The 15,819-nt window shown below is 44.3% G+C and carries 17 protein-coding genes and 1 pseudogene; all 18 read right to left on the reverse strand.

Annotated features, from left to right (window positions below):
• Positions 1 to 24: 24 nt before the first annotated feature.
• Entirely contained in the window at positions 25 to 2,058 is a 2,034-nt protein-coding gene (locus tag MTR82_RS10195; protein ID WP_246808918.1) for a Na+/H+ antiporter, read from the reverse strand.
• Positions 2,059 to 2,161: 103 nt separating this feature from the next.
• Positions 2,162 to 3,133 (reverse strand): HNH endonuclease, encoded by a 972-nt coding sequence (locus MTR82_RS10200; RefSeq protein WP_246808919.1) that lies wholly within the window; start codon positions 3,131 to 3,133, stop codon positions 2,162 to 2,164.
• Positions 3,134 to 3,313: 180 nt separating this feature from the next.
• Positions 3,314 to 3,469 carry a hypothetical protein gene (locus tag MTR82_RS10205; protein ID WP_246809069.1) on the reverse strand — a complete coding sequence of 52 codons (156 nt, stop codon included), beginning with the start codon at positions 3,467 to 3,469 and terminating at the stop codon, positions 3,314 to 3,316.
• 156 nt (positions 3,470 to 3,625) lie between these two features.
• Positions 3,626 to 4,780, reverse strand: coding sequence for a mannitol-1-phosphate 5-dehydrogenase (locus MTR82_RS10210; protein WP_246808920.1), 1,155 nt, complete (start codon positions 4,778 to 4,780; stop codon positions 3,626 to 3,628).
• Positions 4,781 to 5,218, reverse strand: coding sequence for a PTS mannitol transporter subunit IIA (locus MTR82_RS10215; RefSeq protein WP_246808921.1), 438 nt, complete (start codon positions 5,216 to 5,218; stop codon positions 4,781 to 4,783).
• 33 nt (positions 5,219 to 5,251) lie between these two features.
• On the reverse strand, positions 5,252 to 6,730 hold the full coding sequence (locus MTR82_RS10220; RefSeq protein WP_052651641.1) for a PTS mannitol transporter subunit IIBC: 1,479 nt from the start codon (positions 6,728 to 6,730) through the stop codon (positions 5,252 to 5,254).
• Between the two features lie 375 nt (positions 6,731 to 7,105).
• Positions 7,106 to 7,699: a TetR/AcrR family transcriptional regulator gene (locus MTR82_RS10225; RefSeq protein WP_246808922.1), complete on the reverse strand. Its 594-nt coding sequence runs from the start codon at positions 7,697 to 7,699 to the stop codon at positions 7,106 to 7,108.
• Positions 7,700 to 7,906: 207 nt separating this feature from the next.
• Positions 7,907 to 8,395 carry a DUF1648 domain-containing protein gene (locus tag MTR82_RS10230; RefSeq protein WP_246808923.1) on the reverse strand — a complete coding sequence of 163 codons (489 nt, stop codon included), beginning with the start codon at positions 8,393 to 8,395 and terminating at the stop codon, positions 7,907 to 7,909.
• 119 nt (positions 8,396 to 8,514) lie between these two features.
• Positions 8,515 to 9,249, reverse strand: coding sequence for an SDR family oxidoreductase (locus MTR82_RS10235; protein WP_246808924.1), 735 nt, complete (start codon positions 9,247 to 9,249; stop codon positions 8,515 to 8,517).
• A gap of 98 nt (positions 9,250 to 9,347) precedes the next feature.
• Positions 9,348 to 9,998, reverse strand: coding sequence for a uridine kinase family protein (locus MTR82_RS10240; protein ID WP_246808925.1), 651 nt, complete (start codon positions 9,996 to 9,998; stop codon positions 9,348 to 9,350).
• A 20-nt stretch (positions 9,999 to 10,018) separates the two neighbouring features.
• Positions 10,019 to 10,138: pseudogene (locus MTR82_RS17190) on the reverse strand (VOC family protein); the annotation flags it as partial.
• Positions 10,116 to 10,511: a hypothetical protein gene (locus MTR82_RS10245; RefSeq protein ID WP_246808926.1), complete on the reverse strand. Its 396-nt coding sequence runs from the start codon at positions 10,509 to 10,511 to the stop codon at positions 10,116 to 10,118. The gene MTR82_RS10245 and the pseudogene MTR82_RS17190, both read right to left, overlap by 23 nt.
• Positions 10,512 to 10,612: 101 nt before the next feature.
• Positions 10,613 to 11,470, reverse strand: a complete 858-nt coding sequence (locus tag MTR82_RS10250; protein WP_246808927.1) for a M15 family metallopeptidase — start codon at positions 11,468 to 11,470, stop codon at positions 10,613 to 10,615.
• Positions 11,471 to 11,596: 126 nt separating this feature from the next.
• Positions 11,597 to 12,163, reverse strand: a complete 567-nt coding sequence (locus MTR82_RS10255; RefSeq protein WP_246808928.1) for a DNA-3-methyladenine glycosylase I — start codon at positions 12,161 to 12,163, stop codon at positions 11,597 to 11,599.
• Between the two features lie 27 nt (positions 12,164 to 12,190).
• Positions 12,191 to 12,847, reverse strand: coding sequence for a hypothetical protein (locus tag MTR82_RS10260; RefSeq protein WP_246808929.1), 657 nt, complete (start codon positions 12,845 to 12,847; stop codon positions 12,191 to 12,193).
• A gap of 262 nt (positions 12,848 to 13,109) precedes the next feature.
• The gene (locus MTR82_RS10265; RefSeq protein ID WP_246808930.1) at positions 13,110 to 14,699 is read right to left on the reverse strand and encodes a sensor domain-containing diguanylate cyclase; all 1,590 of its coding nucleotides are present in this window, start codon (positions 14,697 to 14,699) and stop codon (positions 13,110 to 13,112) included.
• Positions 14,700 to 14,997: 298 nt separating this feature from the next.
• Positions 14,998 to 15,270, reverse strand: a complete 273-nt coding sequence (locus MTR82_RS10270; RefSeq protein ID WP_246808931.1) for a hypothetical protein — start codon at positions 15,268 to 15,270, stop codon at positions 14,998 to 15,000.
• Positions 15,271 to 15,303: 33 nt separating this feature from the next.
• Entirely contained in the window at positions 15,304 to 15,765 is a 462-nt protein-coding gene (locus tag MTR82_RS10275) for a hypothetical protein (protein ID WP_246808932.1), read from the reverse strand.
• Positions 15,766 to 15,819 lie beyond the last annotated feature (54 nt).

Genomic DNA, 15,819 nt, shown 5'->3' on the forward strand with positions numbered 1-15,819 from the left:
GAGCATCCGCTTAGGCTTCCCCTACTACTCACTGTATTCATAAAGTGTAATGCTTTCAATATGGTTTAGGTAGCGTCTCAGCTCTTTTGCTTGTTCTCTCGATATTTCGCCGTCTTCATACATTTTATAGATTTTTGATCGGCCCATGTCCATCATGATCAGGCGCAATTCTTCTTTTTGAATTTCGTATTGTTCATTGAAGTGCGATTCAGGCGTTTCCAATCCTTTGATCATCCGGCGGTAGTCGTGCATGACGGAACTTGCCATCTGTTTCTCGCCTTCATTTGAAAATCCCTGCAAATAGTCCATTGCTTTTTCCAGCGCTTCCAATTGCACTTCTTTTCCAAGTTGAATATTCACCAGACGCGTTTCATCATCTTTTAAATACTCGCCTTTAAAACGGCGCCAAGCCCGGATCAGTTTGCTTTGAATATAGACATTTAAGGAATGCACGTTTTTTTCGATCGCCGCTTCACGTCTTCTGAATGATTTCGCAAAGGCTTTTCGGATTTTTTCATCTCCGAACCTTTTTTCTTTCAGCCGCATTTCGACATGGGATTTTTCAATCGATAAAGCTTTCATCCGGATTTTCTTCAATTGTTTCCGCCGCTGTTTGTTTTCATCCGATCTTAATTCTTCTTCCGGCAAAATTTGTTTAAGCCTTAATTTATATTCTTCAATCAGTTCATATGCGACGGTTTCGTTTTCTTCCGTCGTCTCGGCTTTCAATTTCTTGATGGATGCAAGCAGGAGCCTTTTTCTCGCTTCTTCCGTATCAATTTTCCCGACAACTTGCCCTTCCACCGTTTCACCGCGGCTCAAGAGCGGCAATAAGATGGTCGCAGCCAGCAGCGTGAAGAGAATCGTTCCGGCAGCTAAAAAGATGATAAGCGAACGGTTCGGAAAATCTTCTCCCGATTCCAACGCATAAGGGATAGACAACACCCCGACCATCGTCACCGTCCCTCTTACCCCTGTCAGACTTGTCAAGAGAGTTTGTTTAAAACTCGGCTTTTCGACTTGATCCGATTTTGTGAAACGGGCCTCAAAGCTTGCAAAAAGGTACGACCAGATAAACCGGACGCCAAAAATGAAAACGCCAATGCCGATTACATAAGAGAAGAGCAGCAAATAGCCGATATCCGGATTTTCCAGTACGCCGCTCATGGAAGAAGGAATGTTCAATCCAAGCAGCAAGAAGACGATGCCGTTCAGCACAAACAGAATAATCGTCCAGATGTTTTCAGCCAGCATCTGTTCTTCAGCGACTAAAGTTTCGGTGCGTTCCCGCACGAGCGAATGGATGATGCCGGCAACCACTACCGAAATGACTCCGGAAGCGTGGAGCAATTCTTCGGTCACGATGAAAATGAAAAAAGGCGTCATAATGTGCAGCAAGGACTGGAACGTGACATCGTTGATGCCTTGCTTGCGAAGCAAATGGCGAATCCAGATGACCAAAAGCCCGAGGACAATCCCCAGCACGCCGCCCATTACAAATTTATAGGAAAAGTCAAAAACCGCTTCCTGGATTGAGAAATAACCGGTAACCACAGCAGCGACGGCATAATTGAACGCAACCAGTCCGGATGCATCGTTGATCAAGGACTCGCCTCTCACTAAATTCAGCACTTTATCAGGGATATGGATGCGCTTCGCGATGCCGTTGACTGCAACCGGATCAGTCGGCGACAAGATGGCGGCAAGAGCAAATGCCGCATAAAGCGGAATGGCGGCAATCATCCAATGGATGAAATAGCCGCCGAGCACCGTAGTAAGCAGTACGAGGATGATCGCATTTCCAAGAATCGGGCCGCGCATGCGCCACAGTTCTTCCCTCGGAAAATGACGGCCGTCATTATACAGCAGCGGGGCTATAAACAGCAGCAAAAACCATTCGGTATCGATGTCAAAAGATATATCTTCAAAAAACAGCACCAATAGGACCCCTAAAGCGATTTGGATCAAGGCCGTCGGGATGAATGGTGTGTAATGGCTGATGACATTTGAGATGAGCAATGCTACAAGCAAAAGAAGGACTGTCATTAAAATGTCCATAAATGACCTCCAGTCGTTTTCATGGTTTCTACCTGTATACCCCTAAAGCGTATGGCTTTAGACAAAAATCCGTATGGAATCACAAAAAAACCAGGGACGGCGCTTATTCGCCTTCCCTGGTTTCCTCTACTGCCTCTGCATTTGCAGATTTTCTTTTATCGATAAAAATCTTTCGTTTATGCCACCGGAAAAATTCGCCGTTTTCCGGATACACCGAGATTTTCTTGCCTTTTTTCAAACCGTATTCGGCGTAGCGCTCTTCCGGAATCTGTTGGGCGATGTGCAGCGTTCCTCCCGCTGTGAAACTGATGAACCCGGCAGTGAACATCGCTTCGTGGTTGCTGCAAAGCAGCAAGCCGTTAAAAGGATTGATTTTCTCTGCATCCGTGCTGTCTTTCCAGGGTTTTGCATAGCCGGCTTTTAGCGCGGCGTCGATGTCCATGCCGCAAAGCGGACATTCCTTATGCCATAAAGGCAGCAATGATTTTCTGAACTGCAGCTGGCCGCGCTGGATTTTCGTCTTCATTTCCATAATGGTTTCTGCAATGAGCGTGATGAGCGGATTATGCTCCGTCATCCGGACCACTTCCATTGCAAGTTCCAATTGCTCCGCTTCCGGTACATAGACATTCAACCGGCTGATGCCTTCCAGCAATTCAATGGCGAGCTCTTCGTTGCAAGGATAAAGGTATCCCGGATTGCCGGTGCCGTCTTCTTTAAAGGCAGCATATTTAACCGGCAAAAGCGGTAAGATGTCCACCAAGCAGTCTTTCACCAGTAACGGATTCTCCAGCTCCCGGTATTCAACCGGCACCAAATAGCCGGCCGCTGACTCGTTTTCAAGCATCCCTTCTTCATACGGCTTCCGTTCTTTTTTGAAAGTATCCTTTGCTACACTGATGGCCACAATTGCCCCTTTGACGTAATGAAAAATGCGATCTCCTTTTTTCACTTCCATCAGCCGTTGATAGGAATGCGGCACCATTCCCGCTTTATCCGTTTCCGGAGCCCAGAGCAAGCCGGCATTCTTTTCTTCCTGATACGTTTCACCTTGCATGACGATATATGCGTTCAAAACTCTTCCTCCTAATTGCTCAGCCGAATCGGCGTTTCATCTAACTTGCGAAAATTCGTTTATGTAAACTTCCATGCTTCTATCATAACTCAAATTCTATTTAAATGTTCGACAAGAAGTTCGGCCACGCATTAGAAAAAGGACGCTCGCTTTGAGCGCCCTTAACATAAAAGATTTGATTTACTTGATGCCAGAACTGATCACGCTTCGGACAAAATAACGGTTGGCTGCGACAAAGACGTATTGCCTTTCTTCATTGCAGATGATGCATTCAGTTGGAGGGGTTTCTGACTCGCTGTATTGTACACCGCACGTTTCACAAATAAATTTAGGCATGAAGTTTCTTCCTTCCTGTCGATAGTCGCTTTGGAGACGTTTTTTCTTTTCAGTATAAAATTGTTTTATTATTCCGTCATCCTTCATTAGTCCAGAAACGCGCATAAAAATGCCGATGAAGAAGGAACCTTCATCGGCATTTAAATTGCAAATCTCTTATTTTCTACGAAGTTCATCCACTCGCTTCAAAATGATCGGGATAAGCGGATCGTCCGCTTCAAGTTCTGCCACTTTTTGAAGTGTTTTTTCAAATCCTTCGGCTGCGATCATTTCTTGTAGTTGTTTAGCTTCCGGATCTTCGTCATTCACGTAAAGCAAGACAGCTGCAATGACCGTTGCTAAATGGATCGGCTCTTTCCCCGTCAACTGCCAGTAAAGGCTTGCCGGCCGAATCAACCGGTCGTTTTTGCCCAATTTGCGCAAAGGCCCTCGCCCGACACGCGTGACATGGTCCGAGATGTTCGGATTCTGGAAGCGGCCAATGATTTTTTGGATGTACGCTTCGTGTTCTGCCCGGTCAAAACCGTGCTCTTGAATGATCACTTCACCGGTTTCACCTAAAGCTCCTCTTAAAAGCTCTTCGATCTCTTCGTCCTGCATCGCATCGTAAATCGTCTGGAACCCTTTATAACGGCCAAAATAAGCGGGAACCGTATGGCCGGTATTAACAGTGAACAATTTCCGTTCAATGAACGCGCTTAAATCATCTACGTAAGTGATGCCTTCAACGGCAGGAACCGCTCCTTTGATGGCCGGTTTTTCCACCACCCATTCGTAGTATGGTTCAACCGCGACTGCTAATACATCATCGCTCGTCTGGTCCGGTACAATCCGGTCGACCGCCGCATTCGGGAAAGCAATCAACCGGTCCGCCATTTCCCTTTCCTCTTCTGACAGATGCGTATAGACATGCTCTTTCAACAAGGAACTGGCGTTGATCATGTTTTCACATGCAATGATGTTCAGCGGCTCTGGATTTTTCTTGAAACGGGCTCTCAGCCCTTCTGCAATCAGGCTTGAAATCATCGGCAATACTTTCGGGCCGACAGCAGCAGTCACTAAATCCGTTTGAGCAATCGCTTCTGCGCCTTCTGCCGGATGGCTCAGCGTATTGATGCCGTGAACTTTTTCCACACGAATGATCTGCTGTTCAGAACCCATTAAAGTCACTTCATAGCTATTACGCTCATTTAAAGCATCAACAACTGCACCGTTGACGTCCAAAAATAGCGTTTCGTAATCTGATTCGTATAAAAGGGCGCCGATAAACCCTCTTCCGATATTGCCGGCGCCAAAGTGAACAGCTTTCATTCAGCTCACCTCGCTGAATAGGTCCAAAATCTCTTCTTCCGTAGTGGCGTTCAAAATTTTATCGATATTTTCTTCTTCCGAACAAACAATTGCAATATTTGAAAGGATTTCCAAATGCTCATTTCCTTTTCCGGCAATGCCGATTAGGATTTTTGCAATGTTGCCGCCGCCAAAATCGATGCCATCCGGAACGGTCACGACCGAAATACCGGTTTCCAACACATTTTTCTTCGCATCTTCTGTGCCGTGAGGGATTGCGAGCGAATTCCCCATGAACGTAGACGTCAGCTCTTCCCGTTCCAGCATCTTCTCAATATAGCCTTCATCTACATATCCGCCGTCGACGAGAATGCTCCCGGTATAGCGGATCGCTTCTTCTTTTCCGGATAAAGAAACATTTAATTTGATATTTTCTCTGCTCAATACTTCTTTTGCCATTTATTAAACCACTCCTTTAAAGATGGTTTAGCCTCACTTATCTGTTTTTAAACGTTGGGCTAATTTATCGTACTCCGGGCTGTTCATGAAATTGTCAACAGAAATATGTTCAGCCCCTGGCAGTTTCGCTTTTGCGCGATCTGTTAAATCTTTGTGTGTCACGACGATATCGGCATCATCCGGCAATTGATTAATTGCGGTATTGGTAACCGGAATGTCGATATTTTCTTTCTTGAACTTATTGCGCAATAAGGATGCACCCATCGCACTTGATCCCATGCCCGCATCACAGGCAAATACCACTTTATGGACATTTTCCGGCGCAAGCATTGTAGAATCCGCCGGCTGCGTATTATCAGCCTCGACTTGTCCACCTGCAGCTGCACCAACGGCCGCTTGAGCTGGTTTAGGCGTTAAATAGCCCGTCGCATCGCTTTTCTTGCCTTTCATTTCTTCCATTTTGCCAGCTGCTGCAGCTAAATCTTCGTCTTCCACTTTGCTCGTTTTCAAGATAACGGAAGCAATGGCGAAAGAAACAGCAGCAGCGACCACAACGCCTGAAATTACGCCAAGATAATTTCCTTGAGGGGTCAATGCCAATAAGGCGAAGATACTTCCCGGTGACGGCGTCGCCGGAAGGCCGGCATCAAACAGTGTAAACATGAATACCCCGCTCATGCCTCCCCCAATTGCCGCTAACAGCAGCATCGGTTTCATCAAGATGTACGGGAAGTAAATTTCATGGATACCACCGAGAAACTGGATGATTGCGGCACCTGGAGCCGAAGCTTTTGAAACCCCTTTGCCGAAAATACTGAAAGCCAGGAGAATGCCAAGACCAGGCCCAGGGTTTGTTTCAAGCAGGAACAAAATGGATTTCCCTGCTTGTGCCGCTTGGTCAACGCCGAGCGGGCTTAAAATCCCGTGGTTGATCGCATTGTTCAGGAAGAGAACTTTTGCCGGCTCAATGATGATGCTTGCGAGCGGCAATAAGCCCATATCGACAATCACTTCAACGCCATCTGCCAGGATATTCGTCAATGAACTGACGACTGGCCCGATGATGTAGACGGAAAAGCCGGCGAGAATCGCCCCTAAAATACCGGCAGAAAAGTTGTTGTAAAGCATTTCGAAACCGGTTCTGATTTTTGCCAAAAACAGGTTATCAATCAGCTTCATGAGATAACCGGCAAGCGGCCCCATAATCATGGCCCCTAGGAACATCGGAACATCGGCGCCTACAATGACCCCTAATGTGGCCGTTGCACCTACTACGCCTCCTCTAAAATCATAGACTAACCGCCCACCGGTAAAACCGATCAATAATGGAAGCAAGTATTTGATCATCGGATCGACGAGACTTGCCAGCGTTTCATTCGGAATCCAGCCATCTGGTATGAATAAAGCCGTAATAATCCCCCATGCAATGAATGCTCCAATGTTCGGCATAATCATGCCGCTTAAATAGCTCCCAAAACGCTGAACTTTTGCACGGACATTTGTTTCCGCCATTTAAATCCCCCTTTTCATATTTAGTTAAATGAAGTGAACGCTTTCATCTTACATAACCATCAAGCCCTTTCTTTTTTGAAATTATGCCCAATATTAAGTTAGTACCCTATTTAAACCGCTGCTTAATCCCCAAATTCGAAATTGGGCCATTTTAAAGCCACAGGAACTAAATAGCCGAATAAAAAATATCACTTAATTTTAATGTAGCATAAACTTTTGTGAAGAAGGTTAAAAAATTCTTAATTATCAAATTAATGGAGACGGTTTTCAACTTTTCACTGATTCAAATTAATACTAAATATTTTTATTATGTCATCTAAATTCGCAATGCATAAAAATGCAGTCTCCTTGAAAAGCGGTAAATTGGCGACTCGATTAAAACTCCTCCATGCAAATCGAATTAAGATGATAAACAATGATCCGCTTCAGTTTATGGGTTTCCAGCAATTGCGGCCGGATCATTCCATCAAGCGCCAATCCGTCCAACAATGAATACATCCTCTCCGTCTCCAGGTGAAGATCCGCGTCTTTCTTCAATAAATTGAGCAAAACAAGATACGACATCACTTCTTTGATCGCAAGGTAGACACTGTCTTTTTCCGCATCAAACACCTCCCCTTGATGGCGGGCATGGATTTTGAACACCAATCTTACTTCGGCTTCCAGTTTTGTTTCTCCTGGCGTCGGCATTAAATCCAATAAAACCTGGACGATTTTTTCTTTTGGCGGCATATCCAATTTAAAAATCCTCGTCATCCTTTCAGCAGTTTTTTGGTAGATCAAGTCTCGGGCAAACCCCAGCAAGTCATTTTGCGAAGCAAAATAATACCGCAAAGACCCTAAAGAAATCCCAGCTTCCTTCGCTATATTCCTGACAGACGCCCCTTCCATCCCTTGTTCTAAAATAACTTTCCACGCGGCTTTAGCAATCATTTCTTTACGTTTGGCATGTTCGATAAGTTTTGGCATACCTCCATTTTATCAGAATAATATTAAAATTCAATTAATTAATACAGTCGTATTATTATCGGAATAAGTCGATTCTTTATTTAATACGGATGTATTATCAAAAACTTGATAACTTTGATGTGATGTGGATAACCTCTCGGGGCTGTGGGTTACTGCATGGAAAGTTGCGTGAATAAAAAAATGCCCTTCTCCTCAGAGATAGGCATTTTATAATTTGAGCATACGGAACATAAAGTAAAAAGTGCTTCCTAAAATTACGGCAAGGAAGACTGGCAAAAATGCGATGCCCAATCCCTCTTCTGCACCTTTAGCGACCTGGATGGTTTGATAGGTGATGAAACCGAAAAATATTACGATTTCGTTTTTCAGCACATTCATCATCAAGTGCGCGTTTTGATATTGCGCTTCGATATTGTCTTCCCGTAAGTTCAGGTAGTTGAAGGTATGCGGGTATTTCGATAAAAAAGTCATCAAGAGCCACAAACCGCCGCCAATCAGCGGCAAGATCCATAATTCCATCTTGCTGCCCCAGCGGTCCGCTTCGCCGCTCCCGTTGAAATGCGCCGGCACTTCATCCGGCAACCCGCCGAATACGTAGACTAAGTAAACGATTGATCCAATAAATACAATGAGGCCAATTGCATCCAACACCTGTTCAAAGCGTGATTTAGGAAGATCTATTTTAGGCTGCTTCATCTGAAAGTCCCCTCCCCTCTCTCTTCTTTTTACGAAAACCCAGTGGAATGGTTTCAAAAAACACAAAAGCCGATTTGCGTTATTCGCAAATCGGCAATTCATTCATTTATATTCCTTTTTTACGGCTGCTGTCTTGGACGGATCAAAATTTCATTGACGTCGACATGGGCAGGCTGCTGCACGGCATAGCCGATGGCGCGAGCAATATCTTCTGCTTGAAGGAATTCCATTTCAGGGCCCTCCTTGAAGCCATTTAACACATCGTCATCGGTAATGGTATTTACCAGTTCCGTTGCCACGGCTCCTGGCGAGACAATGGTTACACGGATTGCCATGGCTGGATCAATTTCCTGGCGCAGCCCTTCGGAAATCGCCCGCACCGCAAATTTCGTGCCGCTGTATACGGCGCTGCCTGGCGTGACCGAATGCCCGGCGACTGAAGAAATATTGATGATGTGCCCTTCTTTTTGGCTCTCCATCTGCGGAAGCACCGCCGCAATTCCGTAAAGAACGCCTTTAATGTTTACATCCACCATCCGGTCCCATTCATCCAATTTCAATTTGTTCATAAACGACAGCGGCATTAAGCCCGCATTGTTCAATAACACATCGATGCGTCCGAAGTGCTCGATAGCTGCCTTTGCCAAAGCTTTCATCTGATCAGCGGAAGTAACGTCCGTCACCAGATATTCCGCTGTTCCGCCATCCTCTTCAATAGCCTTTTTTAATTCCGCAAGGCGGTCTTCCCGCCGTGCAGCTAACATGACCGAATACCCTTGCCCCGCAAGTTCTTTTGCAGCTGCCTGTCCGATGCCGCTGCTTGCTCCTGTAATGATTGCTGATTTCGTCGCCATATGTACTCATCTCCATTTCTAAATTGCTCTCACTTTCATTATGTACCCATTCTTTGGACTTTGACACTTTTAAAAACACGGAAACAACTGGGGGTCTACTAGTATGAACGAAGTTCATTTTTTTCAAAATAAACCTGTTCCCCAACTGTCTTTATGATGATATCAAAGTTTTGGCTAAACGGATGCATAAAGATTTCGTATTGAATCCGCCGCTCTTCGTGCGACTGCCGCAAAAAATTCAGATCCGCACCTCTCTTTACGACATCGCGCCCTACCCTTCTTTCGAATTCAGTCGGACCATCCGTATAAAGGTAAATTCTCAAATCAAATAGTGCGGGATCCAGAAAAGCGACACTCATGCCTTCGACAATTGTTGTCTTTTTATCCGCTGTTAACAGCTCACTGTGCATGTAGTGAGTGCCAATCGTTTTGACGCTCAGCCCCTCCCGGAGGCTTCGGACGTCGCGGTCCAAAGACGGGAGGTGATGGGCGCCGGAATGGCAAGCAGTCATTTTAAAGCGATGAAGCTGTTCTTCATACGAATATTCGAGGATTGTATTCATCCGGACACTGGAATTGACAATATACGGATCGGTATTCAGATAATTTGTCTTATTTTCACCAAGTCGTTCCATCAACTTATTGGCTAAAACGGTTTTTCCGGCAGCTCCGTGACCGGAAATGCCGATCAGGAGATTCGTTTCCGAACGGCCAATCTTTTCTGCTAATTCTTGAATGAAAATGTCCATCGTTTTCCTGCTTTCTCTCATCAATTTTCGAGTTCCTCTGCCAACCCCATCAAAATCCCTTCAGGCCCCCGAAGGTAGCAAAGGCGGTAAGATTCTTCATATTGAACCACTTCGCCTTCAAGCTTCGCCCCTTTTCGGCTTTACTTGGCCGGTCCGATCAAAAAGCACCAGTCCTTCAGAAGAAATTCCATCTCCAAAAATCCCTTCATCCGAATAGCTGATCCAAATTCCTTCTTCTCCTGCAACAATTTCTGCAATGGAATCTCCGCCGAAAAATGAGTGCAACAGAGTGCCATCCGCACGGACGATAAATATACTATCTTCGTTTTCTCCAGCGCCCATTGCGGCTACTAAGAATGTGGACGCATTTATCCAGCGTATTTGTGAAAAGTGATGTTGGACAACACCTATATCTATATCCGATCCATTTATCCGAATGAGTGTCTTCCCGCCTTTCAATAGAAGTAAAGCCACTCCAAAAGCTTCCGTCCAATCCGCGTCGATGAGTTCCATTACGTGTTGTTCTGATGCTGGAATCGTGTAAACTACTTAAGTCGTGCAATATTCGTTCAATATAATCCTCCTAGGGCATTTCAAATTGCTCTTTCTCGCTTCTAAAACTCCGTGACAATGATGCCTTCCATATTATCACCGGAAATTTCATAGGAGCTGCCCTTTTGAACGCGAATGTTCTCAGCTTCCGAAACCGGATAATAGCTGATGAGATAGTTTTTATCGTTTACCGTCGCGGAAATGCGCTTCTCGTTTTTTAAATAAACTAGGTATTCTTCTAACACAAAATTCTTTTCTTTCATAATAACACTATGAGGCAATCCCACATACCGGATATGCCATGGTTCATATTCGATGCCGGTGACATCCGTTTTGTCTTTCGGATAGCGCAGGATGAACCCGTATTTCCACGAGTTTTCTTCGATCCACTTTCCTTCCGGCGCTTTTTCCATCTTCATCTCCGTACTTCCAACATCGAGCGAGAGCCCAAGGTGGTGTTCGCTGTGCCCTGCAGGCAATGCAAAAGAAGAGCCCATCTCCTCATAGAGCGCTTCTTGCTGGGAAAAACTCCGATAGCCGCTCGTCATGACGAAATTCGAAACGCCATCCGTTCGAGCTGCCGCCATCATTTCCACGAACCTATTCGCAATTTCTTTTGAAAGGACGAGCTCTTTCTCAAAGATTGAAAAGCCTTCAACGAGTTCCTGCTGAATTGTAAGATCTATTAAGTCTTGTTTGATCCCTTGCTCTTCAGCGGCATATTCCCGGTTGACCAATAATAAGTCGCCTGCATGCAGCTGATTTGCGTTCACTTCCACCTCTTGAAGTTCCGCAGCTCGCTTGTCCGTTTCATAAGAGCTGAGTTGGCTCTCTAATTCAATATCCAGACCCGGCGAATAAACCTGGCCTCCAATGAAAAAAAGACTCATACCCAGTAACAAAAATCCCCATTTCTTCATAGCTCCGTCTCCTTTTATCCTTCTTTAAAGAAGAATAACGAAAAGATATGAAGGAAAAGCACAGGGAATTCTTAACGTTTTCTTAAGTTTCCTGGATTGAATCAAGAAATCCAAGTGTACGATAGCTTACTTGCTTCGATTAGCCGTATGAAATGAACATGAGCGGATATGGTCATCAACCATGCCTATGGCCTGCAAAAATGAATAAGTCGTTACAGGCCCGACAAATTTGAATCCGCGCTTTTTCAGTTCTTTGCTGATTTGGATGGATAAAGGGGATTCTGCAGGCACCAGCGCATCGGTTTCCCAATTGTTAACGGTTGGCTCAAAATCAACAAACTTCCACAGAAAATCCGAAAGACTCCCAAACTCTTCTTGAATTTTCAACGCGGCTTTCGCATTGGTGCGAACCGATTGAAGCTTCGCTAAATGTTTAACGACAGGAAAATTTTCTTTAATGTCTTCCAGTTCTCCATCACTCAAACCAGCACAATAGGCCATATCGAAGTGATGGAATGCTTCCTGGTAAGCTTCTCTTTTGCCTAGAACGATGTTCCACGACAGCCCTGCCTGCGCTCCTTCCAGCGTCAGCAATTCAAAAATATAGCGGTCATCCCGGCTTGGCCGGCACCATTCTTCATCATGATAGGCCCGCATCAGTTCGTTTGCCTGCGGCCATTGGCATTGTGGCATAGGATTCCTTCCTTTCTTTGATAGAAACTATGTTGCGATTGGCTCCACTCTAATTGTATTGCAGTGGCGGCAGAAGTAAAAATTCAGCACCATCTCCCCGAATAAAAATGGTACGACCGTAATTAGTTCACCTTCAGTGGCATCTTCGCCAATAGAAGCAATATAATCCATCTTGCCCTTACAAAATCGGCAAATAAATTCCTCTTCCTCCCCGTCGGTTAATTCGCCTCCAAAAAGCCGCGCCACGTAAAGTAATCCGAGTTCATCAAAGACTTCATTTCTTTTTTCATCGCTTGATCTCTTGGAAAGGATGCCTTTCTTAGACAAAGGCATTAAATGGACTTCAACTTCCGGCAGAGGCACTGGCAATTTATCTTCTTGCTCCATCACCCACTTTTCTTCGTCATCCTGCTCCAAATTGCGTATACGCTTTTCTTCTATTTTATAGAATTGAGTACTCCAGCACCCTGAGCAATTTAAGCAGCTGACTAAAGGCAAGTTTGGAATGTCTGTACCAAGGTTTTCAAAAATCGGATCGGTAAGATCAAAAGTCAACAATAGCTGCACTTGCAGGCCGCAAGTTGGACAAGGGAGCGATTCAATTGATTGCCCGCCAAAAAGATGCCGGTAGCTTCCTTTCCCCTCGATAACTTGATACCCTGTTCTTTGCAAGTTTTTTCTCATTTTAAGCCCTCCCGGTCTATCAACGCTTTGTTTAAATAGAAGTAAAATTAAATTTTAAATTTACTTACTATTATACAATCTAGCTGAATTAGTCAAAGATGGTCAATTAATTTACAAATTAAGGATGGCAGGAAAGCCATTCTTAACAAAAAGAGCGAAAACTTTTCCGAAGTTTTCGCTCTATTAATTCTTATTGGATCGACAGCTAACTCCTTCAGCTACTGGACTCGATCAACCGTTTTAATAAAAGTGATACAAACCCTTAGCCTCTGGAAAGCGTACTACGATTTCTGCCTTCAGCCTTCGATTGGTAGAGCGCTTTATCAGCCAAGCTAAAAAGATTTTGAGTGGAATTGGTTTGGGCAGGGAACTCTGATATTCCGATGGAAACCGTAACAGCTTGATGCGGAATCAGGCGCGTTGCCTCTACTTCCAGCCGGATTTTCTCCGCCTTTTGATAAGCGTCTATACCGGTTTGGTCCGGCAGCAATAAGACAAATTCCTCGCCACCATATCGAAAGCACTGGTCTTTCTCCCCTAACATCGCTTGGAGCTTTTCTGCTAATTTCTTTAAAGCCACATCCCCTGTCTGATGCCCGAAAGCATCATTGATGGATTTAAAATGATCAATATCCAGGACGAGCATAGAAAATTGCTGTTTGTCGCTTGCCCACTCAGCTAATACTTCTTCAAGTTTTCGGCGATTCGGAAGGCCTGTTAATGAGTCCGTGACAGCGGACTCTGTAAGTTGTTGATTATTGCGCTCGATAATCTCAAAGGCCATGACAGCGCTCTTGGTTAATAGATCGGCTTCCCGGTTCCAATGGGGTTTCATCAAGCTTTCTTTCAAAGGCTGGGCGATTTTCTTCCCTTCCGCCAATCTATTCACCAAGTTTCCTAACTGAGTAAAAGGTGCTGCCAATTTACGCGCAATGAAAATGGAAAATAGAAGCAGGATTAAAAATGGAATTAATACATATTTCAATGTCTGCCACAATTGTTCAAGCAGCAAGTTTTGAACAAATGCATAAGGGGTTTGCTGGACAATTCCCCATTTTGCTTCAGATACATGGCTGTACGCTGCAAGCATTTTATGTCCACTCGTGTTTGTAATTAATTCCATTCCATTGTTTCCTAAAGTTAGTTGTCGAACCACTGGATTTTCATAAACGCCTTTCCCAATCTGACGGCTGTCCGGGTGAAACAGCAGTGTTCCTTTTGGCCCGACTACAAAGTAATAAGATCCATTTTGTTCAACTGCATCATTTCCAAGAAGCTGGTTTAAGACGTTTTCTTCTTGAAGAAAGATGGTGCCGCCAATTACTCCTTTATAAGTTCCGTCTTTTGCATAGATGGGGTGGCTCATCAGAACGATTAAACGATCGGATAACCCGGTGTAAGGAAGACTTAAGCCTGGTTTTTCGGCATCCAATGCTTCTTGGGCAGCGCCGTCTTCTATTTTTTTCCCTTTTAATCCTATGCTGTCCGGACTGATTGCGCGGATAGTGCCTGTTTCATCAATCCAGGAAAGCGAATTGAAATAGCCGCTGCTTTCATGCAGAAGATTTAATTGCGTTTGAAGTTCAAGCTCGCTGATCGCCTCGGGATCCTCTAAAAATTCCGCCGTCGTTTCCAAGCTTTTATTCATTGAAAGAAATAAAGAGTCAGCTGAGTGACTCATCTTTTCTGCCTTTGAATAGTTGAGGGCTAAATAAGTTTCCGTCAAAGATTGCTTGTTCGAATGATAATAGGAGACTGTCAAAATTAACAGAGTCAAAATGACGGAAGCGGAGACAAGAGAAGTCAACAATCCGGCAAGATTCACTTTTCGCCTCTTTTTTAACTTCTTCATTCAAAGGCCCCCTTCAAAAAAATAAATGACATCTTTTCTATTATATTTGTTTCCCAAAAAAAATGCGCTAAAAATGGAAATAATAGATGGATTTTTGAAACTTACATAATATATTCAAAAAAGTATGCTATGAAAGCATACTTTTACCCACCACTTCATTGATAGGATACAGCCCCTCCTTAGCGCTTTTAATAATAACAGGTGCGGCAACCAAAGTAGGCAGCCTTGCAACAATACCTGTTTTCTCTAAGAGCACAAGCATATCCTGATCTTTTCGAATTATTATAGCGATTCCTTGTTATGTGCATTCGCTTGCCATTAGCTTTAATACCCGAACTTTATAATCCGACACAGTCAAAAACATAGATTCGTGGCGAGCATAAATGGCTCTCGTGTTGTAGCCGAAGGAGCCCGGATAATCCATCACTTTACCGGTTGTTCCAAATTCCCAAACAATAAACTGGTTTTCTTTTAGAAACACACCAAGTTCATGGGTAAGCGCAAAGGCAATGACGTTTCCGGTATCAAAAGGTGCGGCAAGCGCTTTTTGTTTTTTTAGCTGCGCATCCAAAAAGAGCAGTTCGTTGCTTTCCGTCCTAAATCCCTAGCATGCGTAAGGTTTATAGCGAGCAAAAAGCGGATCGTACAAAAGCTGATTTTGAACGGCGATATCATAATAAGATTCCAACTGCTGGAAAGGCGCAGCATAATTTAATCGATTTTGTCCATTTCGATTGCCAAAAACGCCCTCGTCGCCGTAACTGCACAGTACCCCTTGCTGATAAGGCATCAATTCAAAAATAAACGGGCCGACTTCACAATCTGAAACGAATTCTCCCGCCAAGGTATAAAACGATAGGGTCCTATCATTCAAGAGACAGAAATGCTCTTTCGTAAAGCGGATCTTCGAATGGCCGGTCGAACCTGTCATAATTGTTTCACCGTTCAATTGAACAAGGTTTTCGCCTTTTCCTTTTAGCAGCACCAAGACTTGGCGGTTTTTGCAATCAGCATCAATAATGGGCCATTTCTCGCTTTCGAATAGCGTGTCTTCCTGTAATTGCATTGAGTTCATTTCCTTTCGCCTTGATCTGATAATCGTTGTCTTTCCAATATACTA

This window comes from Planococcus ruber, from assembly GCF_022819085.1.
In the GTDB taxonomy this organism is placed as follows: domain Bacteria; phylum Bacillota; class Bacilli; order Bacillales_A; family Planococcaceae; genus Planococcus; species Planococcus ruber.

What these genes read in the sequence shown, in the direction of transcription:
- MTR82_RS10210 (WP_246808920.1), bottom strand. Translation starts at nt 4,780, where the DNA reads ATGAAAGCTGTTCACTTTGGCGCCGGCAATATCGGAAGAGGGTTTATC.
- MTR82_RS10240 (WP_246808925.1), bottom strand. Translation starts at nt 9,998, where the DNA reads ATGGACATTTTCATTCAAGAATTAGCAGAAAAGATTGGCCGTTCGGAA.
- MTR82_RS10205 (WP_246809069.1), bottom strand. Translation starts at nt 3,469, where the DNA reads ATGCCTAAATTTATTTGTGAAACGTGCGGTGTACAATACAGCGAGTCA.
- MTR82_RS10235 (WP_246808924.1), bottom strand. Translation starts at nt 9,249, where the DNA reads ATGGCGACGAAATCAGCAATCATTACAGGAGCAAGCAGCGGCATCGGA.
- MTR82_RS10255 (WP_246808928.1), bottom strand. Translation starts at nt 12,163, where the DNA reads ATGCCACAATGCCAATGGCCGCAGGCAAACGAACTGATGCGGGCCTAT.
- MTR82_RS10195 (WP_246808918.1), bottom strand. Translation starts at nt 2,058, where the DNA reads ATGGACATTTTAATGACAGTCCTTCTTTTGCTTGTAGCATTGCTCATC.
- MTR82_RS10250 (WP_246808927.1), bottom strand. Translation starts at nt 11,470, where the DNA reads ATGAAGAAATGGGGATTTTTGTTACTGGGTATGAGTCTTTTTTTCATT.
- MTR82_RS10275 (WP_246808932.1), bottom strand. Translation starts at nt 15,765, where the DNA reads ATGCAATTACAGGAAGACACGCTATTCGAAAGCGAGAAATGGCCCATT.
- MTR82_RS10220 (WP_052651641.1), bottom strand. Translation starts at nt 6,730, where the DNA reads ATGGCGGAAACAAATGTCCGTGCAAAAGTTCAGCGTTTTGGGAGCTAT.
- MTR82_RS10260 (WP_246808929.1), bottom strand. Translation starts at nt 12,847, where the DNA reads ATGAGAAAAAACTTGCAAAGAACAGGGTATCAAGTTATCGAGGGGAAA.
- MTR82_RS10225 (WP_246808922.1), bottom strand. Translation starts at nt 7,699, where the DNA reads ATGCCAAAACTTATCGAACATGCCAAACGTAAAGAAATGATTGCTAAA.
- MTR82_RS10245 (WP_246808926.1), bottom strand. Translation starts at nt 10,511, where the DNA reads ATGGAACTCATCGACGCGGATTGGACGGAAGCTTTTGGAGTGGCTTTA.
- MTR82_RS10215 (WP_246808921.1), bottom strand. Translation starts at nt 5,218, where the DNA reads ATGGCAAAAGAAGTATTGAGCAGAGAAAATATCAAATTAAATGTTTCT.
- MTR82_RS10230 (WP_246808923.1), bottom strand. Translation starts at nt 8,395, where the DNA reads ATGAAGCAGCCTAAAATAGATCTTCCTAAATCACGCTTTGAACAGGTG.
- MTR82_RS10265 (WP_246808930.1), bottom strand. Translation starts at nt 14,699, where the DNA reads ATGAAGAAGTTAAAAAAGAGGCGAAAAGTGAATCTTGCCGGATTGTTG.